Genomic DNA, 15,631 nt, shown 5'->3' on the forward strand with positions numbered 1-15,631 from the left:
AGCCCGCGCGGGCGGGTCGCCGCGGCGGGCGCAGGCCTGACGGCAGATACCGCCCATCGCGCCGTGCCATGGCGGCGATTGATCGCTCGCCGCATAGCCCGAGCGCGCCGCCATGGCAACCCCACGCCGTCTATCTGCGCAGTAGGCGCGGCGCCATGCCGCGCGTGCCTGCTGCGGGGCCGGGCTACGTATCATCGACCTCCCATGCCCATGTTCCCCTTGCCGCGCACCGCCACCGCGCCTTTCTGCCCGTCCGAAGTCAAGGGCAGCGTCCAGGTGGACCCCGGCCTCCCGTTTTCCAAAAAGCTGCTGCGCTATGCAGGGCCGGGCCTGCTGGTCTCGGTGGGCTACATGGACCCCGGCAATTGGGCGACGGACATCGAGGCCGGCTCGCGCTTCGGCTACGGGCTGCTCTTCGTCGTGCTGCTGGCAAGCCTCGCCGCCATGCTGCTGCAGACCCTGTGCGTGCGCCTGGGGCTGGTGGCGCGCCGGGACCTGGCCCAGTTGTGCCGCGAGCGCTATTCCCCCGCCGTGAACCGGTGTCTCTGGCTGGGGGCGGAACTGGCGATCGTGGCCTGCGACTTGGCCGAGGTGCTGGGCAGCGCGCTGGCGCTGCACCTGCTGTTCGGTGTGTCGATTCCGGTGGGCATCGCCATCACGGCCTTTGACACCTTGCTGGTGCTGGGCTTGCAGGGCGCGGGTTTTCGGCGGGTGGAGGCCATCGTGCTGGCGCTGGTGGCCACCATCGCCGCGTGCTTTGCGGTGGAGCTGGCGTTCTCGCAGCCGATCTGGTCGCAGGTGGCGATGGGCTTCGTGCCCAGCCTGGAACGCCTGCAGCAGCCCGGGGCGCTGTACCTGGCCATCGGCATCGTGGGCGCCACGGTCATGCCGCACAACCTGTACCTGCACTCGTCCATCGTGCAGACCCGGCTGGTGGCCGACACCGATGCGGCGCGGCGCGAGGCCATTCGTTTCTGCACCTGGGATGCCGTGGTGTCGCTGTCGCTTGCGCTGCTGGTGAACGCGGCCATCATGGTGCTGGCCGCCAGTGCCTTCCACCATAGCGGCCACCGCGACGTGGCCGACATCGCCGACGCCTACCACCTCATCGAACCCCTGGTGGGCAGCGCCCTCGCGGCCGCGCTCTTCGGCATCGCGCTGCTGGCCTCGGGCCAGAGTTCGACCTTCACGGGCACCATCGCCGGGCAGATCGTGATGGAAGGATTCCTGGATCTCAAGATTCCCTGCTGGCAGCGGCGCCTCATCACGCGGGGCCTGGCGCTGGTGCCGGCTTTCGTGGGCGTGTGGTGGCTGGGCGATGCGGGTGTGGGCAAGATGCTGGTGCTCAGCCAGGTGGTGCTGAGCTTTCAGCTGCCCTTCGCGATGTGGCCGCTGATCCGGTTCAGCAGCAGCCCCGAGGTGATGGGCCGCTTTGCCACCGGACGGACCCTCCGGCTGGCGGCCTGGGGGCTGTTCGCCGTGATCTCGCTGGCGAACCTCTGGCTGGTGACGGCGGTGTTCGGCTGAGAGAGGCCGCTTCCGCCAGAAGCTGCCGCTGCGGCCCCCTGCTTGATTGGTCGGCTCAGTTGGTGGGATAGGCCGTCAGCAGGATCCATTTGCCGCCGACCACTTCGAAGTCGAGCTGGATGTTGGAGAACTGCGATTTCGTCTTGGTGGTGCATTCGCCGTTGGCGTTGGCAGCGGTGCAGTTGAAGCCGCCGATCAGGTCTTTTTTCAGCACGCTGTAGACCGTCACCTTCTGCCGTGCATGCGTGCCGGAGCAGTCGACGGCCGTGCCCTTGTATTTTTTCGGGTCCTGGTAGTTGTTCCAGAAGCCGCTGTATTCCCCCACGCTGGAGAACAGCGTCTTGTCCTTCTGGCTGGAGCCCTTGGGCGGCGTCGCGCCGAAGACGTGCTGGTTGAGGTGGCCGCCATCGGCGTTGTTGTTGGCCGAGACGGCGCTGTGCTGCACGGTCGCGATGGCGCGGCATTCCACGGCGTGGGCAGTTCGGCTGAGGCCCGGTGCCATGAGCAGCGCGGCCATGGCGGACAGCGCGAAGGGGGCGGTGGACGAAAAAAAGCGGATCGAATGCATGCGGGCTCCCTGGATGTTATGTAAGGAAATCATTGCCGGAAGGCCTTGCAGTTGCCCACCCCAAGCCCCTGTGCCATGGCGGGCCTGAATGCTGGCAAGGGGTGCGGGCCTGTCGGCCTTCCGGTGACTCCATTCTGGAAAGACTCCCCTTGCAGCGCTCTGAAGATTGCGTGAATCCTCCTGAAATGGGCTGAAGCGCGGCAGCGCACGTTTTGTGCGCGTGGCTATCGCGGCGCTGGGGGGCGTCCAGCCATGCGCCATCCAAAGTTCATCCCTGCCACGGCCATGAGGATGGCGACGGCCCCACCGACCTGCGTGGGGCTCAGCCGATGGCCGAAGGCCCACGCGTCCACCCCGATGGCCACGATGGGATAGATGAACGACAGAACGCCCACCATCGACGTCGATAACTTCTGTATGGCGCTGTACAGGAGCGTGGACATCAGGCCCGTGTGAATGAATCCGATCGCCAGCAGCAAACCCCAGGTGGGTAGCGTCGATCCGCCCGTCGGGGCCTGGGCGAACGGCAGCAAAAGCAGGGTGCCGACGATGAGCTGGATCAGGACGATCAGGCGGGGCGGCACGCCGCTCAGCTTTTTGGTGATCGCGGCCGCCATGGCGTAGAAGAACGCGGCGGCCAGTGCCAGTCCGACGCCTTCCAGATAGCCGGAGGGCGGCGCGCCCCACTGTCCACCGCCGACGACGATGAGCACGAGGCCGCCGAACGCGATGCCCAGCCATCCTGCCTGCGACGCGGTCAGCTTTTCTCCGAAGAACAGCGCGCCCAGCGCCACGAGCATGAAGGGCTGGGTGTGGTAGGTCACGGTGGCAATCGCGATGGATGCGTGCGAGTAGGCGGCAAAGAGCAGGTCCCAGCTGGCCGCCAGGGCGATGCCGCCGAGTGCGGCCATGCCGGCTTGCCTGCGGCCGATGTTCCATCGCTCCGGCTGGCCCGGAAGGAGACAGAGCATCAGCAGCGCCACGGCACCGAACGCGCAGCGCCAGAAGACCACTGCGCCGGCAAGCATTCCGGTCTGCAGCACCAGCCAGCCCACCGTGCCGGCGATGACCATGGCGGTGGTCATCTCCAGCGTCCCTGCCGTTTTCGGATGCATGAATCGTTGCCTGTGTGGATTGCCCAGTCGCCTGGACAAGGGGTCGGAATGATGCGGGTCGTTCTTTAAAAAGAACGAACGAGCGGTATGATGAACTTGCTTCATTCGTTCGTCAAGTCGAACGATTGTTCTTTTTGACGAGATAGGATGACCATCTCTTGACCACCAGTCCTTCACCCATCCGCCTGTTGGCCGCGGCCGTGCGCCGCGAGCGCGAGCGCCTCGGCCTGTCCGTGTCCGAACTCGCCAAACGGGCGGCCATCGCCAAATCGACGCTCTCCCAACTGGAGGCGGGCGTCGGCAATCCGAGCCTGGAAACGCTCTGGGCGCTCGCCACGGCGCTGAATGTGCAAGTGACGCAATTGATCGCCCAGCCCAGAACCCATGTACAGGTCATTCGGGCCCATGAGGGGGTGGCGCTGGCTTCGGAGCAGGCAAATTACGCGGCGACCCTGCTGGCGGTGTGCCCTGCCGGCGTGCAGCGCGATCTCTATCGCCTAGTGGTCCAGCCCGGCGCACCCAGGACTTCCGAGCGCCACTTGCCGGGCACGGTGGAGCACGTCGTCCTGTGCAGCGGACGCGCCCGGCTGGGGCCGGTCGGCCATCTGGTGGAACTCGGCCCGGGGGACTATGCCAGCTACTCGGCGGATGAAACGCATGTGTTCGAAGCGCTGGAACCCCAGACGACGGTGGTCATGCTGATCGAGCACACATGACATGGACTGGCCCACCGGAAATGAAAAAGGGCACCGGCCGAAGCGGGTGCCCTTTGGGGATCGAAAGTCGATCCGGATCGATCAGACGCGCTTGCGGTACTCGCCCGTGCGGGTGTCGATTTCGATCTTGTCGCCCTGGCTCACGAACAGGGGCACGGGCACTTCGAAGCCGGTGGCGATCTTGGCGGGCTTGAGCACCTTGCCGGACGTGTCGCCCTTGACGGCGGGTTCCGTCCAGGTGACTTCGCGTTCCACGCTGGTGGGCAGTTCGACCGAGATGGCCTTGCCGTCGTAGAACACCACTTCGACGGTCATGCCGTCTTCCAGGTAGTTCAGTGCGTCGCCCATGTTCTCGGCTTCGACTTCGTACTGGTTGAACTCGGTGTCCATGCAGACGTACATCGGGTCGGCGAAGTAGGAGTAGGTGCACTCCTTCTTGTCCAGGATGACGTTGTCGATCTTGTCGTCGGCCTTGAACACGTTTTCGGTGCCGAAGTTGCCGATCAGGCTCTTGAGCTTCATGCGGACCGTGGCGGCGCCGCGGCCGCCGCGTGCGTATTCGGTCTTCAGGACGACCATCGGGTCCTTGCCGTGCATGATCACATTGCCGGCGCGGATTTCTTGAGCGATTTTCATAGCAGATTGCTGGGCTGGGGTTGAAGCCGCTCTACGCGCCGGGGCGCTGCGGGCGCTGCCTGAGAGGTGCAGCGCAAGGTCCGAGCGCCAGCGCATGTTCCGCGGCGGGATGCGCCGGCCGGCCACTTCGTCAGAAAGTGCCGCCTTGGGTTGGCGCAAAACCGTGGATTTTAGCTTTTTTCGGCCACGAACCCCAGCAGTTGGGTCAACAGATCGTCCTGCGCGAGCAGCCGTGCGCGCGCCGCCTGCACGGTCGCGCGCCATTCCTGCAGCGTGGCGGCGTCCAGGGCGGGTAGGGGGCTGTCCTGTTCGAGTCCGTTCCACAGCGCGTGGAAACGCCGCAGCGACGGCGGCGCCTGGAGCCAGTCGAGGAACGCGTGCAGCTTGGCATGGTGGGCCTGGTCGTCCTGGGGATAGATGTGCCACACGAAGGGCTGGCCGGCCCACAGGGCGCGCACCAGCGAGTCCTCGCCGCGCACGCAGTTGAAATCGCAGGCCCACAGCATCTCGTCGAACGCCGGCTGGGGGCAGGGAGCGAGGTATGAAATCGATAGCAGACTGCCGGCGTCTTGATTGCGCTGTAAGCCATTTGGGTCCTGATTTTCCAGCGCCTGGACGGCTGCCGTTGCGCGGCCGGGGGTGACGAGCAAATGGGCGCCGGCATGCTGCCGCAACCGGTCGAGCAGCGGAGGCAAGGCGGGTGGCTCGTAGCAAAACAGCGAAACGGCGAAGGCCCCGGCCGCCACGCCGTGGCGGGCACGCCAGCCAGCGCGGTCGAAGGCGGCCTGGCGGTCCATCAACCCCGGTTCGCGCAACAGCCCGCCCGTGCGGCGGGTGAACCCGGGGTAGAAGAACCAGCGCGTGCAGCCCGCGCCGGGGCCGGACATCAGCAGGGAGGGCAGGCGGTGGCTGCGCTCCACATAGCTTTCGGCGCTGAGGTACTCCAAGTTGATCCAAAGGCGTTTTTGGCCTGATGCCCTAGTGGAATATGCCATGGATGCTATGAAATCAGGAGCAATCTCGCAGCCGAACGCCTCGATGACCACGTCGCCCGCGCCGTCGGGCGGGGCCTGCGCAGGCCAGGGCAAGACCTGCACGCCCGGTGCGCCGGCAGGGGCCATCCAGCCCAGTGCGGTGGCGTCGTCCGTCCACAGGCGCACGGCGTGGCCGCGTGCGGCCAGGTCGGCGGCGAGGCGCCAGCACACGCCGATGTCGCCGTAGTTGTCGATGACCTGGCAAAACAGGTCCCAGCGCAGGGGGGAGGCCACGGGGTGCGCAGGGCTCATGCGCCGCCCCCGGCCGGCGCCCGCAGATGCTCCACCAGCAACTGCGCCACGCGCGACAGCGGCTCCCCGGACCGAACGCACAGCGACAGCTGCCGGTGCGCCCACGGCTCGGCCAGGGTGATGGGCCGCAGGGCCAGGGTGGCGCGGTACAACTGGGCGCTGCCGCGGGGCAGCACGCCCACGCCCAGGCCCGCGGACACCATGAGGCACAGCGCGTCGTAGCTGGTCACCTGGATGCGCAGCTTGAGCGGCAGGCCGGCTTCGGCCGCCGCGCGGGTGAGCTGGTTGTTGATGGCGCTGCCCGGGTGCACGCCCACGAAGTCGAACGGCAGCGCATCGGCCAGCCGCACCGAGCGCCGCCGGGCCAGCGGATGGCCGGCGGGGGCGATCAGCACCAGTTCGTCGGTGCGGTAGGGCAGCAGGGCGACGCGCTCTCCGTAGCTGCCGTGGTTGAGGATGCCCACGTCCGCGGCGTTCTCGGCCACCGAATGGGCGATGGCGCTGCTGATCTGCTCCTGCAGCCGCACCTGGACCTGCGGGTGCGCGGCCATGAAGGCCGGCAGCTCGGCTGGCAGGAACTGGGTGATGGCCGAGATGTTGGCCACCACGCGCACGTGGCCCCGCACCCCGGCGCGAAAGTCGCGCATCTGCAGGGCGATGCCATCGAGTTCGTTGAGCACGCCGCGCGCCATGTTCAGCAGTGCATAGGCCGCGTCGGTGGGCTCGGTACCCCGGTTGCTGCGGCTGAAAAGCTCCACCTGCAGGGTGCCCTCCAGCTCGGCCAGGCGCCGACTGGCGGCCGACGGGGCGATGTGCTCGCGCGCCGCGGCGCGGGCGATGGCGTTTTCTTCCATTACCGCCACGAACAGGCGCAGGGAAACCGGGTCGAGCTTCATGGGCGCCGATGGTACTGCCGCCGGGCAGCCGGCCATGCCGGTTTGCGATGGCGGCGTCGCGCATCGGGGTTTTGCGGCGGGCGGGGGGCGCGGCATGATCCGCGCCATTCGAACGAAGGGACGCGACAGGAATGACTACGACGATGGATACGACAGCAGCCCCCGCCGCCCTGGCCGGGGTGCGGGTGATCGAGATGGGCCAGTTGATCGCCGGGCCGTTTTGCGGCAAGACGCTGGGCGAGTTCGGGGCCGATGTGGTGAAGATCGAGGCGCCCGGCGCGGGCGATCCGCTGCGCAACTGGCGGCTGATCAAGGAAGGCACCTCGGTGTGGTGGCAGGTGCAGTCGCGCAACAAGCGTTCGCTGGCGCTGGACCTGCGCCAGCCGGAAGGACAGGACATCGCGCGCCGGCTCATCGCCGAGGCCGATGTGCTGATCGAGAACTTTCGCCCCGGCACGCTGGAGGACTGGGGCATGTCGCCCGAGGCGCTGCATGCGCTCAACCCCGGGCTGGTGATCCTGCGCATCTCGGGCTATGGGCAGACCGGCCCCTACCGCGACCTGCCGGGCTTCGGAATGATCGGCGAGGCGATGGGTGGCCTGCGCCACCTGACGGGCGAGCCCGGCCGCGTGCCGGTGCGCGTGGGCGTCTCCATCGGCGACACGCTGGCGGCGCTGCACGGCGCCGTGGGTGTGCTGACGGCGCTCTACCACCGCAAGGTGAACGGCGGGAAAGGCCAGGTGATCGACGTGGCGCTGCACGAAGCCGTATTCAACGTGATGGAGAGCCTCATTCCCGAGTACAGCGCCTTCGGTGCCGTGCGCGACGCAGCGGGCAGCGCGCTGCCGGGCATCGCGCCGTCCAACGCGTATCCGTGCACCGATGGCTGGGTGCTGGTGGCGGGCAATGGCGACAGCATCTTCAAGCGGCTGATGGAGGCCATCGGCCGGCCCGATCTGGCGGCGGCGCCCGACCTGGGCAGCAATGCCGGGCGGGTGGCCCGGGTGGCGGAGATCGACGCGGCCATCGGCGAATGGACGGCCGGGCGCACCGTGCAGGCGGTGCTGGAGGGCCTGGGCGCTGCCCGCGTGCCCGCCGGCAAGGTTTACACGGCGCAGGACATCGCCGAAGACCCGCACTACCGCGCCCGCGACATGCTGCTGCCGCAGACCACGCGCGACGGCTATGTGGTCGAGGTGCCGGGCATCGTGCCCAAGCTGTCGGGCACGCCGGGAACGATCCGCTCCAGTGCGCCGCACCTGGGCGACGACACCGATGCGGTGCTGGCCGAGGCGGGCCTGACCGCCGAACAGATCGCGCTGCTGCGCAGCAAGGGGGTGATCCAATGACCGAGACTCGGAACCCGTCGAACGGGGCGGATGACACGCGCGAAGCCCGGGCCGGCGTGTGGAGCGGCAACGGCCGCCGCATCCACCTGCATGAAGTGGGAACGCGCGACGGCCTGCAGATGGAGCAGGCCTTCGTGCCCACGGCAGACAAGATCGCTCTGGTCGATGCGCTGTCGGCGGCGGGCCTGTCGAAGATCGAGGTGACGGCGTTCGTCTCGCCCACGGCGATACCGGCGCTGCGCGATGCCGAGATCGTGATGCGCGAGATCGTGCGGCGCCCCGGCACGGTGTACAGCGCGCTGGTGCCCAACGTGCGCGGCGCCGAGCGCGCCATCGAGGCGCACACCGACGAGCTGAACCTGGTCATGTCGGCCAGCGAGACGCACAACCTGGCCAACCTGCGCATGGCGCGCGCGCAATCGTTCGCGGCGCTGTCGCAGGTGGTGGCCACCGCCCAGGCCGCTGGCGTGGCGGTGAACGTGTCGCTGTCGTGCGTGTTCGGCTGCCCCATGGAAGGCGATGTGGCGCAGGCGCAGGTGTTCGGCTGGGTGCAGCGCTTCGCCGACCTGGGCGTGCGCGGCATCACCCTGTGCGACACGACCGGCATGGCGTATCCGACCCAGGTGGCGCATCTCACCGCTGCCGCCCGGGCGCGCTGGCCGGGGGTGGATTTCACGCTGCACTTTCACAACACGCGCGGCATGGGGTTGGCGAACGTGCTCGCCGCCATCGATGCGGGGGCGGACCGTTTCGACGCGTCGCTCGGCGGCCTGGGTGGCTGCCCCTATGCGCCGGGTGCGTCGGGCAACGTGTGCAGCGAGGAGATCGCGCACGCGCTGCAATGGATGGGCTACGACTCGGGCGTGGATCTTTCGCAGCTGATCGCTGCGGCGGCCCGGTTGCCCGGGCTGATCGGCCACGACATTCCCAGCCAGATCGTGAAGGCGGGGCACCGGCTGGACCTGCACCCGGTGCCGGACGGCTTCGAGGCGATCCGCGAACGGGCACGGGCGCGCGAAGCCGCCTGAACGCCGGGCGGCAGCGGCTTTCCTGCGGGAAGGCCCGCGGGCCGGCGCGGCGCGATGCATCGACAAAAACCCAAGGAGACAACAAGGATGGACACGCATTCACTCTCGCGCCGCGCGGCGCTGGGCACGCTGCTGTGCGGCATGGCGGGCACGGCCCTGGCGCAGGCGGGCTACCCCCAGCGCGCGATCACCCTCGTGGTGCCGCAGCAGGCCGGTGGCGCCAACGACGCGATCGCCCGCGTGGTGGCGCAAAAGCTGTCGGAACAGCTGGGCCAGCCGGTGGTAGTGGACAACCGCCCCGGTGCGGGCGGCAACGTGGGCACGGCCGCGGCGGCCAAGGCCCGGCCGGACGGCTACACCCTGCTGCTGACTGCGGACAGCGCGCAGGTCATCAACCCCTGGCTCTACCAGCACACCGGGTTCGATCCGGTGAAGGATTTCGAGCCGGTGGCGCCGCTGGCCACGGCGGGCTACGTGCTGGTGGCGAACCCGGCGTTTCCAGCGTCCAACGTGGCCGAGCTGGTGGCGCTGGCCAAGGCGCACCCGGGCCAGTACGCCATCGCCTCGGCGGGCAACGGCACGCTCAACCACCTGATCGGCGAGATGCTGCAAAAGACTGCGGGCATCACGCTGCAGCACGTTCCCTACAAGGGCTCCGCCGCAGCGGCCACGGACGTGGTGGGTGGGCAGGTGCCGCTGTCGGTGCAGAGCCTGCCGTCCTCCATTGCCTTCATCAAGGCCGGCAAGCTCAAGGTGCTGGGCGTGGTGAACACGCGGCGCGTGGCGGCCTTGCCGGACGTGCCCACCATCGGCGAGACGCTGGCGGGTTTCGGCCAGACACCGTGGTACGGGCTTTTCGCGCCGGCCGGCACCCCGCCCGCCGTGGTCGCGCGGCTGCAGGCCGAGGTGGCCAAGGCGCTGGAGCAGAAAGACGTGGCCGAGCGGCTCGCAGCCGTGGGTTGCGAGCCCTACAAGGGCAACTCGGCCCAGCTGGCGGCGTTGGTGCGGGACGACCTCGCGCGCTGGGGCCGGGCGGTGAAGGACACCGGGGCCAAGCTGGATTGACGGCAGGCCGACCGGCCCGTGCGGACCGAGGGCGGGGCGCGACCCGCCGCCGCAGGGCCGTCTTTCTTTTGAATTTCAAAAAACCAAGGAGACATGACATGAGAACGAGAGCGAAAACGACAGCGACAGCGACAACGGTCACCTCGACCACCCCCTGCGCATCCCGCCGCCTGGCAACGGTGGCCGTCGCACTGGCTGCAGCCTTCGCCGGCACCGCCTGGGCGCAGGGCGGCTATCCGAACAAGCCGGTGACCCTGGTGGTGCCCACCGCCGCGGGCGGCACCACGGACCTGTCCGCGCGCATGCTCGCGCAGGCCCTGGGCCCGGTGCTGGGCCAGTCGGTGGTGGTGGACAACAAGGGCGGCGGCAACGGCAACATCGCCGCCGGCGCCGTCAAACGGGCCGAGCCCGATGGGTACACGCTGCTCATGCAGTACTCGGGCTATCACGTGATCTCACCGCTGCTCACCCGGCAAAAGCAATGGGAGCCGGGCGATTTCCAACCCATCGCGAACGTGCTGTCGGCGCCGCAGATCATCGTCGTGCGCGACGGCCTGCCCGTGAAGACGCTGGCCGATCTGATCGCCTACGCCAAGGCGCATCCCGGCAAGCTCAACTACGCCTCGTCCGGCAACGGCTCGCTGCAGCACGTCACCGGTGCCATGCTGGAGCAGCAGGGCGGCGTGAAGATGGTGCACGTGCCGTACAAAGGCACCGGCCCGGCGCTGCAGGACCTGCTGGGCGGTCAGGTGGACCTGACGTTCGGCACCGCGCCACCGTTCATGCCCCACATCCAGGCCGGCAAGCTGCGCGTGCTGGCGGTCACCGGAAAGCAGCGCCTGGCCAGCCTGCCGGACGTGCCCACCACCGCCGAGGCGGGCTACCCCAAGGTGGATGCCACGTCGTGGTTCGCGCTGTTCGCCCCGGCCCATGTGCCCAAGGCGGTGGTGGACAAGCTGGTGGCCGATGTGCGCACCGTGGTGCAAAACCCCGCATTCCAGCAAAAGGCCCTGGAGCAGGGTGCCACCGCCGACTACCAGGGACCGCAACCGCTCGCCGAGCGGGTGAAGGCCGATCTGGCCAACTGGGCACAAGTGGTGAAGGCCTCCAGGATCGAGGCGGACTGATCGTTCCTCGCCCCTCGGGCCGCCCGCTGAGGGCCCTTCAGCCATCGAAGCCCTGCGCAGCGCGCAGGGCTTTTTGCTTTGTGCGCAGCGCTGTGCGCCGAGACAACGGGAGGGTCGCCGTGCACGGGCCCGTCATGCGCTTGTAAAAATTCTTTGAATGATTGAATTTTTTCTTTAATATGACGGTGTTGTAAATTTTTTATCAAAAGCGGTTGAACGCTTTTCCACCCGACACCTGTCCCATGTCCGCTGTTCCCGACCCGAGCACCGAAGCCCCGACGATCGCCATCCGCATCGGCCGGGTGCGCCCCACGCTCACCCGGTCGCACCAGCAGATGGCGGACTACGTGCTGGCCCACCCGCTGCAGGCGGCCACCATGCCCATCGACGAACTCGCGGCGGCAGTGGGCGTTTCCATCGCAACGGCCAACCGCTTCGCCCGGGCCATCGGCCTGGACGGCTACCCCATGCTGCGGGCCGAGCTGGTGCGCGGTTTCGAAGCCATGCTGGCGCCCATCGAGAAGATGCGCATCAAGCTGGAAAAGCCCAGCAGCATTGGCGACGTGTTCGCCGCCGCGCTGGAGGAAAGCCAGCGCAACATCGCCGCCACGCGTGAGGCCCTGGACCCGGCAGCGTGCGAGGCTGCGGTGCAGGCCATCGTGGGAGCGCGGCGCATCTATCTCGCCGGCTTCGGCGCCAGTGGCTGGCTCGCCGGGCTGCTGCAGCGCGGGCTGGATGCGCATTGCGACGGCGTGCACCTGCTGGCCGGGGTGGCGGGTGCGTCCTACGGCGCGCGGCTGCTGCCTCGCATGGGCGAGGAAGACCTTTTCATCGCCATCAGCTACCCCCGCTACCTGACCGACACCGTCGTGCTGGCGCAGGGCGCCTTCGAGCGCGGCGTGCGCGTGCTGGCATTGACCGACGGGCTGCAGTCGCCCCTGGTGCCCTTCGCCCACGGCTGCCTGTTCGCGCAGACCGAAAACCAATACGCGGCCAATTCCGAATCGTCGGCGCTGGCCATGATCGAGGCGCTCACCAGCGCCGTGGCGCACCAGGCGAAGGAGTCGGTGAAGACCGCGGCACGCATGACCGAGGCGGTGCTGCCCTGGCTGCACGACAGCTCGCGCACGCGGCTGGCGCCACGCTCGGCCGACACCACCGCCAGGAAGCCCGCTGCCAAGGGCAGTGGCCGCGCCTGAACGGCCGCCGCATCCATCGCTCCCCGATCGCCTTTCGCCTGGCCGATTGATTCGTTCCCATCCACTTCGCTGACCGGTTTCGCCGCTTCTTCCATGACCGTTTTTTCGTCTCCTTCCGGCCGTCCCGTTCCGGTGATCGCCATCCACGGCGGTGCCGGCACGCTGAGCCGCGCGCAGATCGACGCCCGGCAGGAGCGGGCTTACCACGGTGTGCTGCAGGACGTGCTGCGCGCCGGACAGGCGGTGCTGGAGCAGGGCGGGTCCGCCGCCGAGGCGGTGTGCACGGCCGTGCAATTGCTGGAAGATTGCCCACTTTTCAACGCCGGGCATGGCGCGGTGTTCACCGCCGACGCGACCCATGAACTGGATGCCGCGCTGATGGAGGGCGCCACGCTGGTGGCCGGCGCGGTGGCCGGCGTGCGCCACGTGCGCAACCCCATCCTGGCGGCCCGCGCGGTGCTGCGCCAGGGCCAGCATGTCCTCATGGCGGGTGAGGGCGCCGAGCGCCTGGCGCGCGATGCGGGGCTGGCCATGGTCGAGCCCCACTACTTTTCGACCGAAGCCCGGCGCGCCCAGTTGCTGGCCGCGCAGGCCCGCCAGTCGGGCGCGGTGCTGGACCACGACGGGGCCGCCGCACTGGCCTGCCTGTCGGGCCGCGCGCTGGACGAAGACCGCAAGATGGGCACCGTGGGCGCGGTGGCGCTGGATGCCCAGGGCCACCTCGCAGCGGCCACCTCCACGGGCGGCATGACCAACAAGCGCCCCGGCCGCGTGGGCGACAGCCCGCTCATCGGCGCGGGCACCTATGCGGACGACCGCACGGCCGCCGTGTCGTGCACGGGCCATGGCGAAGCCTTCATCCGCGTGAGCGCGGCGCACGACATCTGTGCGCGCATGGCCTACGGCGGCGCCTCGCTGGAGGCGGCTGTCGATGCCGTGGTGCATGGCGCGCTGCCTGCCGTGGGCGGCACCGGGGGCCTGATTGCGGTGGACCGCCACGGCAACGTGTGCCTGCCGTTCAACACCGAGGGCATGTACCGCGGGCTGGCCCGCGTCGGCCACGCGGCCGAGTCCTTCATCTTCCGCACGCCGGATGCATGAAGCCCACGGGCCAATGCATCGACCGACCGACCGACTGGCTGCCTGATCGCCTGACCGAATTTCCTATCCCTGTCTTGCCATGACCCCAACCCCTTCGAGCGCGACGACCTCCCTGGCCCTTGCAGAGCAGCGCGTGCTGGCCGTGGACGATATGACGGTCCGCTTTGCCAATTCCGAGCGCACGGTGGACGCCGTGCGCAACCTGTCCTTCCACGTGGACCGGGGCGAAACGCTGGCCATCGTGGGCGAGTCGGGCTCGGGCAAGTCCGTCACTTCGCTGGCGCTGATGCGGCTGGTCGAGCATGGCGGCGGAAAGATCGTGGGCGGCTCCATCGCGCTGCGCCGCAGCAGCGGCCAGGTGCTGGACATGCGCCGCGCCAGCAACGCCACGCTGCAGTCAGTGCGCGGCGCCGACGTGGCCATGATCTTCCAGGAGCCCATGACCTCGCTGAACCCCGTCTTCACGGCGGGCGAGCAGATCGCGGAGTCCATTCGCTACCACCAGGGCAAGGACCGGGCGGCGGCGCGCGCCGAGGCGCTGCGCATGCTGGAGCTGGTGCGCATCCCCGAGGCGCGCAACGTGCTCGACCGGTTTCCGCACCAGCTGTCCGGCGGCATGCGCCAGCGCGTGATGATCGCCATGGCGCTGTCGTGCAAGCCGCAGCTGCTGATCGCCGACGAGCCCACCACCGCGCTGGACGTGACCATCCAGGCGCAGATCCTGCAGCTGATCCGCCAACTGCAGGACGAAATGCGCATGGGCGTGATCTTCATCACCCACGACATGGGCGTGGTGGCCGAGGTGGCCGACCGCGTGCTGGTCATGTACCGCGGCGACAAGGTGGAAGAGGGCCCTTCCGCCCAGATCTTCGCCGCCCCGCAGCATGCCTACACGCAGGCGCTGCTGTCGGCCGTGCCCAAGCTGGGCGCCATGCAGGGCACCGACCTGCCGCGGCATTTCGAACTGCTGCGACCTTCCGGCGATGCTGCCACGGCGCCGGTCCTGCAATCCACCCCGGTGGATACGCGCCCCGCAGGGGCCCAGCCCATCCTGCGCGTGAAAGACCTGGTGACGCGTTTTGACCTGCGCTCCGGGCTGTTCAACCGCGTCAAGCGTCGCGTGCACGCGGTGGAGAAGGTGAGCTTCGACCTCTATCCGGGCGAGACGCTGGCGCTGGTGGGCGAGTCCGGCTGCGGCAAGTCCACCACGGGCCGCTCGCTGCTGCGGCTGGTGGACAGCCAGAGCGGTGCCATCGAGTTCGGCGGACGCAACATCCTGGACCTGCCCACGAGCGAGGTCCAGGCGCTGCGCCGCGACATCCAGTTCATTTTCCAGGACCCATTCGCCTCCCTCGACCCGCGCCTGACCGTGGGCTTTTCGATCATGGAGCCGCTGCTGGTGCACAAGGTGGCCAGCGGCCGGCAGGCGCAGGAGCGCGTGGACTGGCTGCTGGAAAAGGTGGGGCTGCCGCGCGACTACGCGCAGCGCTACCCGCACGAGTTCTCGGGCGGCCAGCGCCAGCGCATCGCTATCGCACGGGCGCTGGCCCTCAACCCCAAGGTGGTGGTGGCGGACGAATCCGTGTCGGCATTGGATGTGTCCATCCAGGCGCAGATCGTCAACCTGATGCTGGACCTGCAGCGCGAACTGGGGGTGGCGTTTCTTTTCATCTCGCACGACATGGCCGTCGTCGAGCGCATCAGCCACCGCGTGGCGGTGATGTTCCTCGGCCAGATCGTGGAGATCGGACCGCGCCGCGCGATCTTCGAGAACCCGCAGCACGCCTATACCAAAAAGCTCATGTCCGCCGTGCCCGTCGCCGACCCGGCGCGCCGGCACCTCAGGCGCACGCTGCTGGAGGGGGACATTCCCAGCCCCATCCGCGCGGTGGGCGACGAGCCCGTGGTGCTGCCGATGGTGCAGGTGGGACCCGGCCATTTCGTGGCGCCGCAAGGGGAGTGATGTTTCCAACTCAGATCGACCTTCAGCGCTTGCCTGACAAGCGAAAGCAGCTACC

General features: G+C 68.6%; 14 protein-coding genes. 9 read left to right on the plus strand and 5 right to left on the minus strand.

What is annotated here, in order from left to right:
• Positions 1–210 precede the first annotated feature (210 nt).
• Positions 211–1,527, plus strand: coding sequence for an Nramp family divalent metal transporter (locus AVMA1855_RS15050; RefSeq protein ID WP_284426325.1), 1,317 nt, complete (start codon positions 211–213; stop codon positions 1,525–1,527).
• Between the two features lie 55 nt (positions 1,528–1,582).
• Here the strand turns inward: AVMA1855_RS15050 and AVMA1855_RS15055 are convergent, their stop codons facing one another.
• Both AVMA1855_RS15055 and AVMA1855_RS15060 read right to left on the minus strand, forming a co-directional pair.
• Positions 1,583–2,095: a hypothetical protein gene (locus AVMA1855_RS15055; protein ID WP_284406242.1), complete on the minus strand. Its 513-nt coding sequence runs from the start codon at positions 2,093–2,095 to the stop codon at positions 1,583–1,585.
• Positions 2,096–2,319: 224 nt separating this feature from the next.
• Positions 2,320–3,210 (minus strand): DMT family transporter, encoded by an 891-nt coding sequence (locus AVMA1855_RS15060; RefSeq protein WP_284426326.1) that lies wholly within the window; start codon positions 3,208–3,210, stop codon positions 2,320–2,322.
• A 158-nt stretch (positions 3,211–3,368) separates the two neighbouring features.
• Between AVMA1855_RS15060 and AVMA1855_RS15065 the strand changes: the two genes are divergently transcribed.
• Positions 3,369–3,926 carry a helix-turn-helix domain-containing protein gene (locus AVMA1855_RS15065; protein WP_284426327.1) on the plus strand — a complete coding sequence of 186 codons (558 nt, stop codon included), beginning with the start codon at positions 3,369–3,371 and terminating at the stop codon, positions 3,924–3,926.
• Between the two features lie 81 nt (positions 3,927–4,007).
• Here the strand turns inward: AVMA1855_RS15065 and efp are convergent, their stop codons facing one another.
• The 3 genes from efp to AVMA1855_RS15080 form a co-directional block, all read right to left on the minus strand.
• Positions 4,008–4,562, minus strand: a complete 555-nt coding sequence (efp, locus tag AVMA1855_RS15070; RefSeq protein ID WP_272552191.1) for an elongation factor P — start codon at positions 4,560–4,562, stop codon at positions 4,008–4,010.
• A gap of 170 nt (positions 4,563–4,732) precedes the next feature.
• Complete coding sequence (gene earP / locus AVMA1855_RS15075; protein ID WP_284426328.1) at positions 4,733–5,848, minus strand: elongation factor P maturation arginine rhamnosyltransferase EarP; 1,116 nt, start codon at positions 5,846–5,848, stop codon at positions 4,733–4,735.
• Positions 5,845–6,744 carry a LysR family transcriptional regulator gene (locus AVMA1855_RS15080; RefSeq protein ID WP_272568647.1) on the minus strand — a complete coding sequence of 300 codons (900 nt, stop codon included), beginning with the start codon at positions 6,742–6,744 and terminating at the stop codon, positions 5,845–5,847. Before AVMA1855_RS15080 ends, earP begins: the two co-directional genes overlap by 4 nt.
• A 143-nt stretch (positions 6,745–6,887) precedes the next feature.
• Between AVMA1855_RS15080 and AVMA1855_RS15085 the strand changes: the two genes are divergently transcribed.
• From AVMA1855_RS15085 to AVMA1855_RS15115, 7 genes are all read left to right on the plus strand, one after another.
• Positions 6,888–8,093 carry a CaiB/BaiF CoA transferase family protein gene (locus AVMA1855_RS15085; RefSeq protein ID WP_284426329.1) on the plus strand — a complete coding sequence of 402 codons (1,206 nt, stop codon included), beginning with the start codon at positions 6,888–6,890 and terminating at the stop codon, positions 8,091–8,093.
• Positions 8,090–9,121 carry a hydroxymethylglutaryl-CoA lyase gene (locus AVMA1855_RS15090; RefSeq protein WP_284426330.1) on the plus strand — a complete coding sequence of 344 codons (1,032 nt, stop codon included), beginning with the start codon at positions 8,090–8,092 and terminating at the stop codon, positions 9,119–9,121. Before AVMA1855_RS15085 ends, AVMA1855_RS15090 begins: the two co-directional genes overlap by 4 nt.
• Before the next feature lie 87 nt (positions 9,122–9,208).
• Positions 9,209–10,186, plus strand: coding sequence for a Bug family tripartite tricarboxylate transporter substrate binding protein (locus tag AVMA1855_RS15095; protein ID WP_502868932.1), 978 nt, complete (start codon positions 9,209–9,211; stop codon positions 10,184–10,186).
• A 98-nt stretch (positions 10,187–10,284) separates the two neighbouring features.
• Entirely contained in the window at positions 10,285–11,313 is a 1,029-nt protein-coding gene (locus tag AVMA1855_RS15100) for a Bug family tripartite tricarboxylate transporter substrate binding protein (RefSeq protein ID WP_284426331.1), read from the plus strand.
• Between the two features lie 242 nt (positions 11,314–11,555).
• Positions 11,556–12,512 carry a MurR/RpiR family transcriptional regulator gene (locus AVMA1855_RS15105; protein WP_272568655.1) on the plus strand — a complete coding sequence of 319 codons (957 nt, stop codon included), beginning with the start codon at positions 11,556–11,558 and terminating at the stop codon, positions 12,510–12,512.
• A 93-nt stretch (positions 12,513–12,605) separates the two neighbouring features.
• Positions 12,606–13,613 (plus strand): isoaspartyl peptidase/L-asparaginase family protein, encoded by a 1,008-nt coding sequence (locus AVMA1855_RS15110; protein ID WP_284426332.1) that lies wholly within the window; start codon positions 12,606–12,608, stop codon positions 13,611–13,613.
• Between the two features lie 79 nt (positions 13,614–13,692).
• A complete protein-coding gene (locus AVMA1855_RS15115) occupies positions 13,693–15,576 on the plus strand; it encodes a dipeptide ABC transporter ATP-binding protein (RefSeq protein ID WP_284426333.1) in 1,884 nt (627 codons plus the stop codon).
• Positions 15,577–15,631: the final 55 nt, after the last annotated feature.

The sequence above is a fragment of the Acidovorax sp. SUPP1855 genome (assembly GCF_030158955.1).
Classification (GTDB): Bacteria; Pseudomonadota; Gammaproteobacteria; order Burkholderiales; family Burkholderiaceae_C; genus Paracidovorax.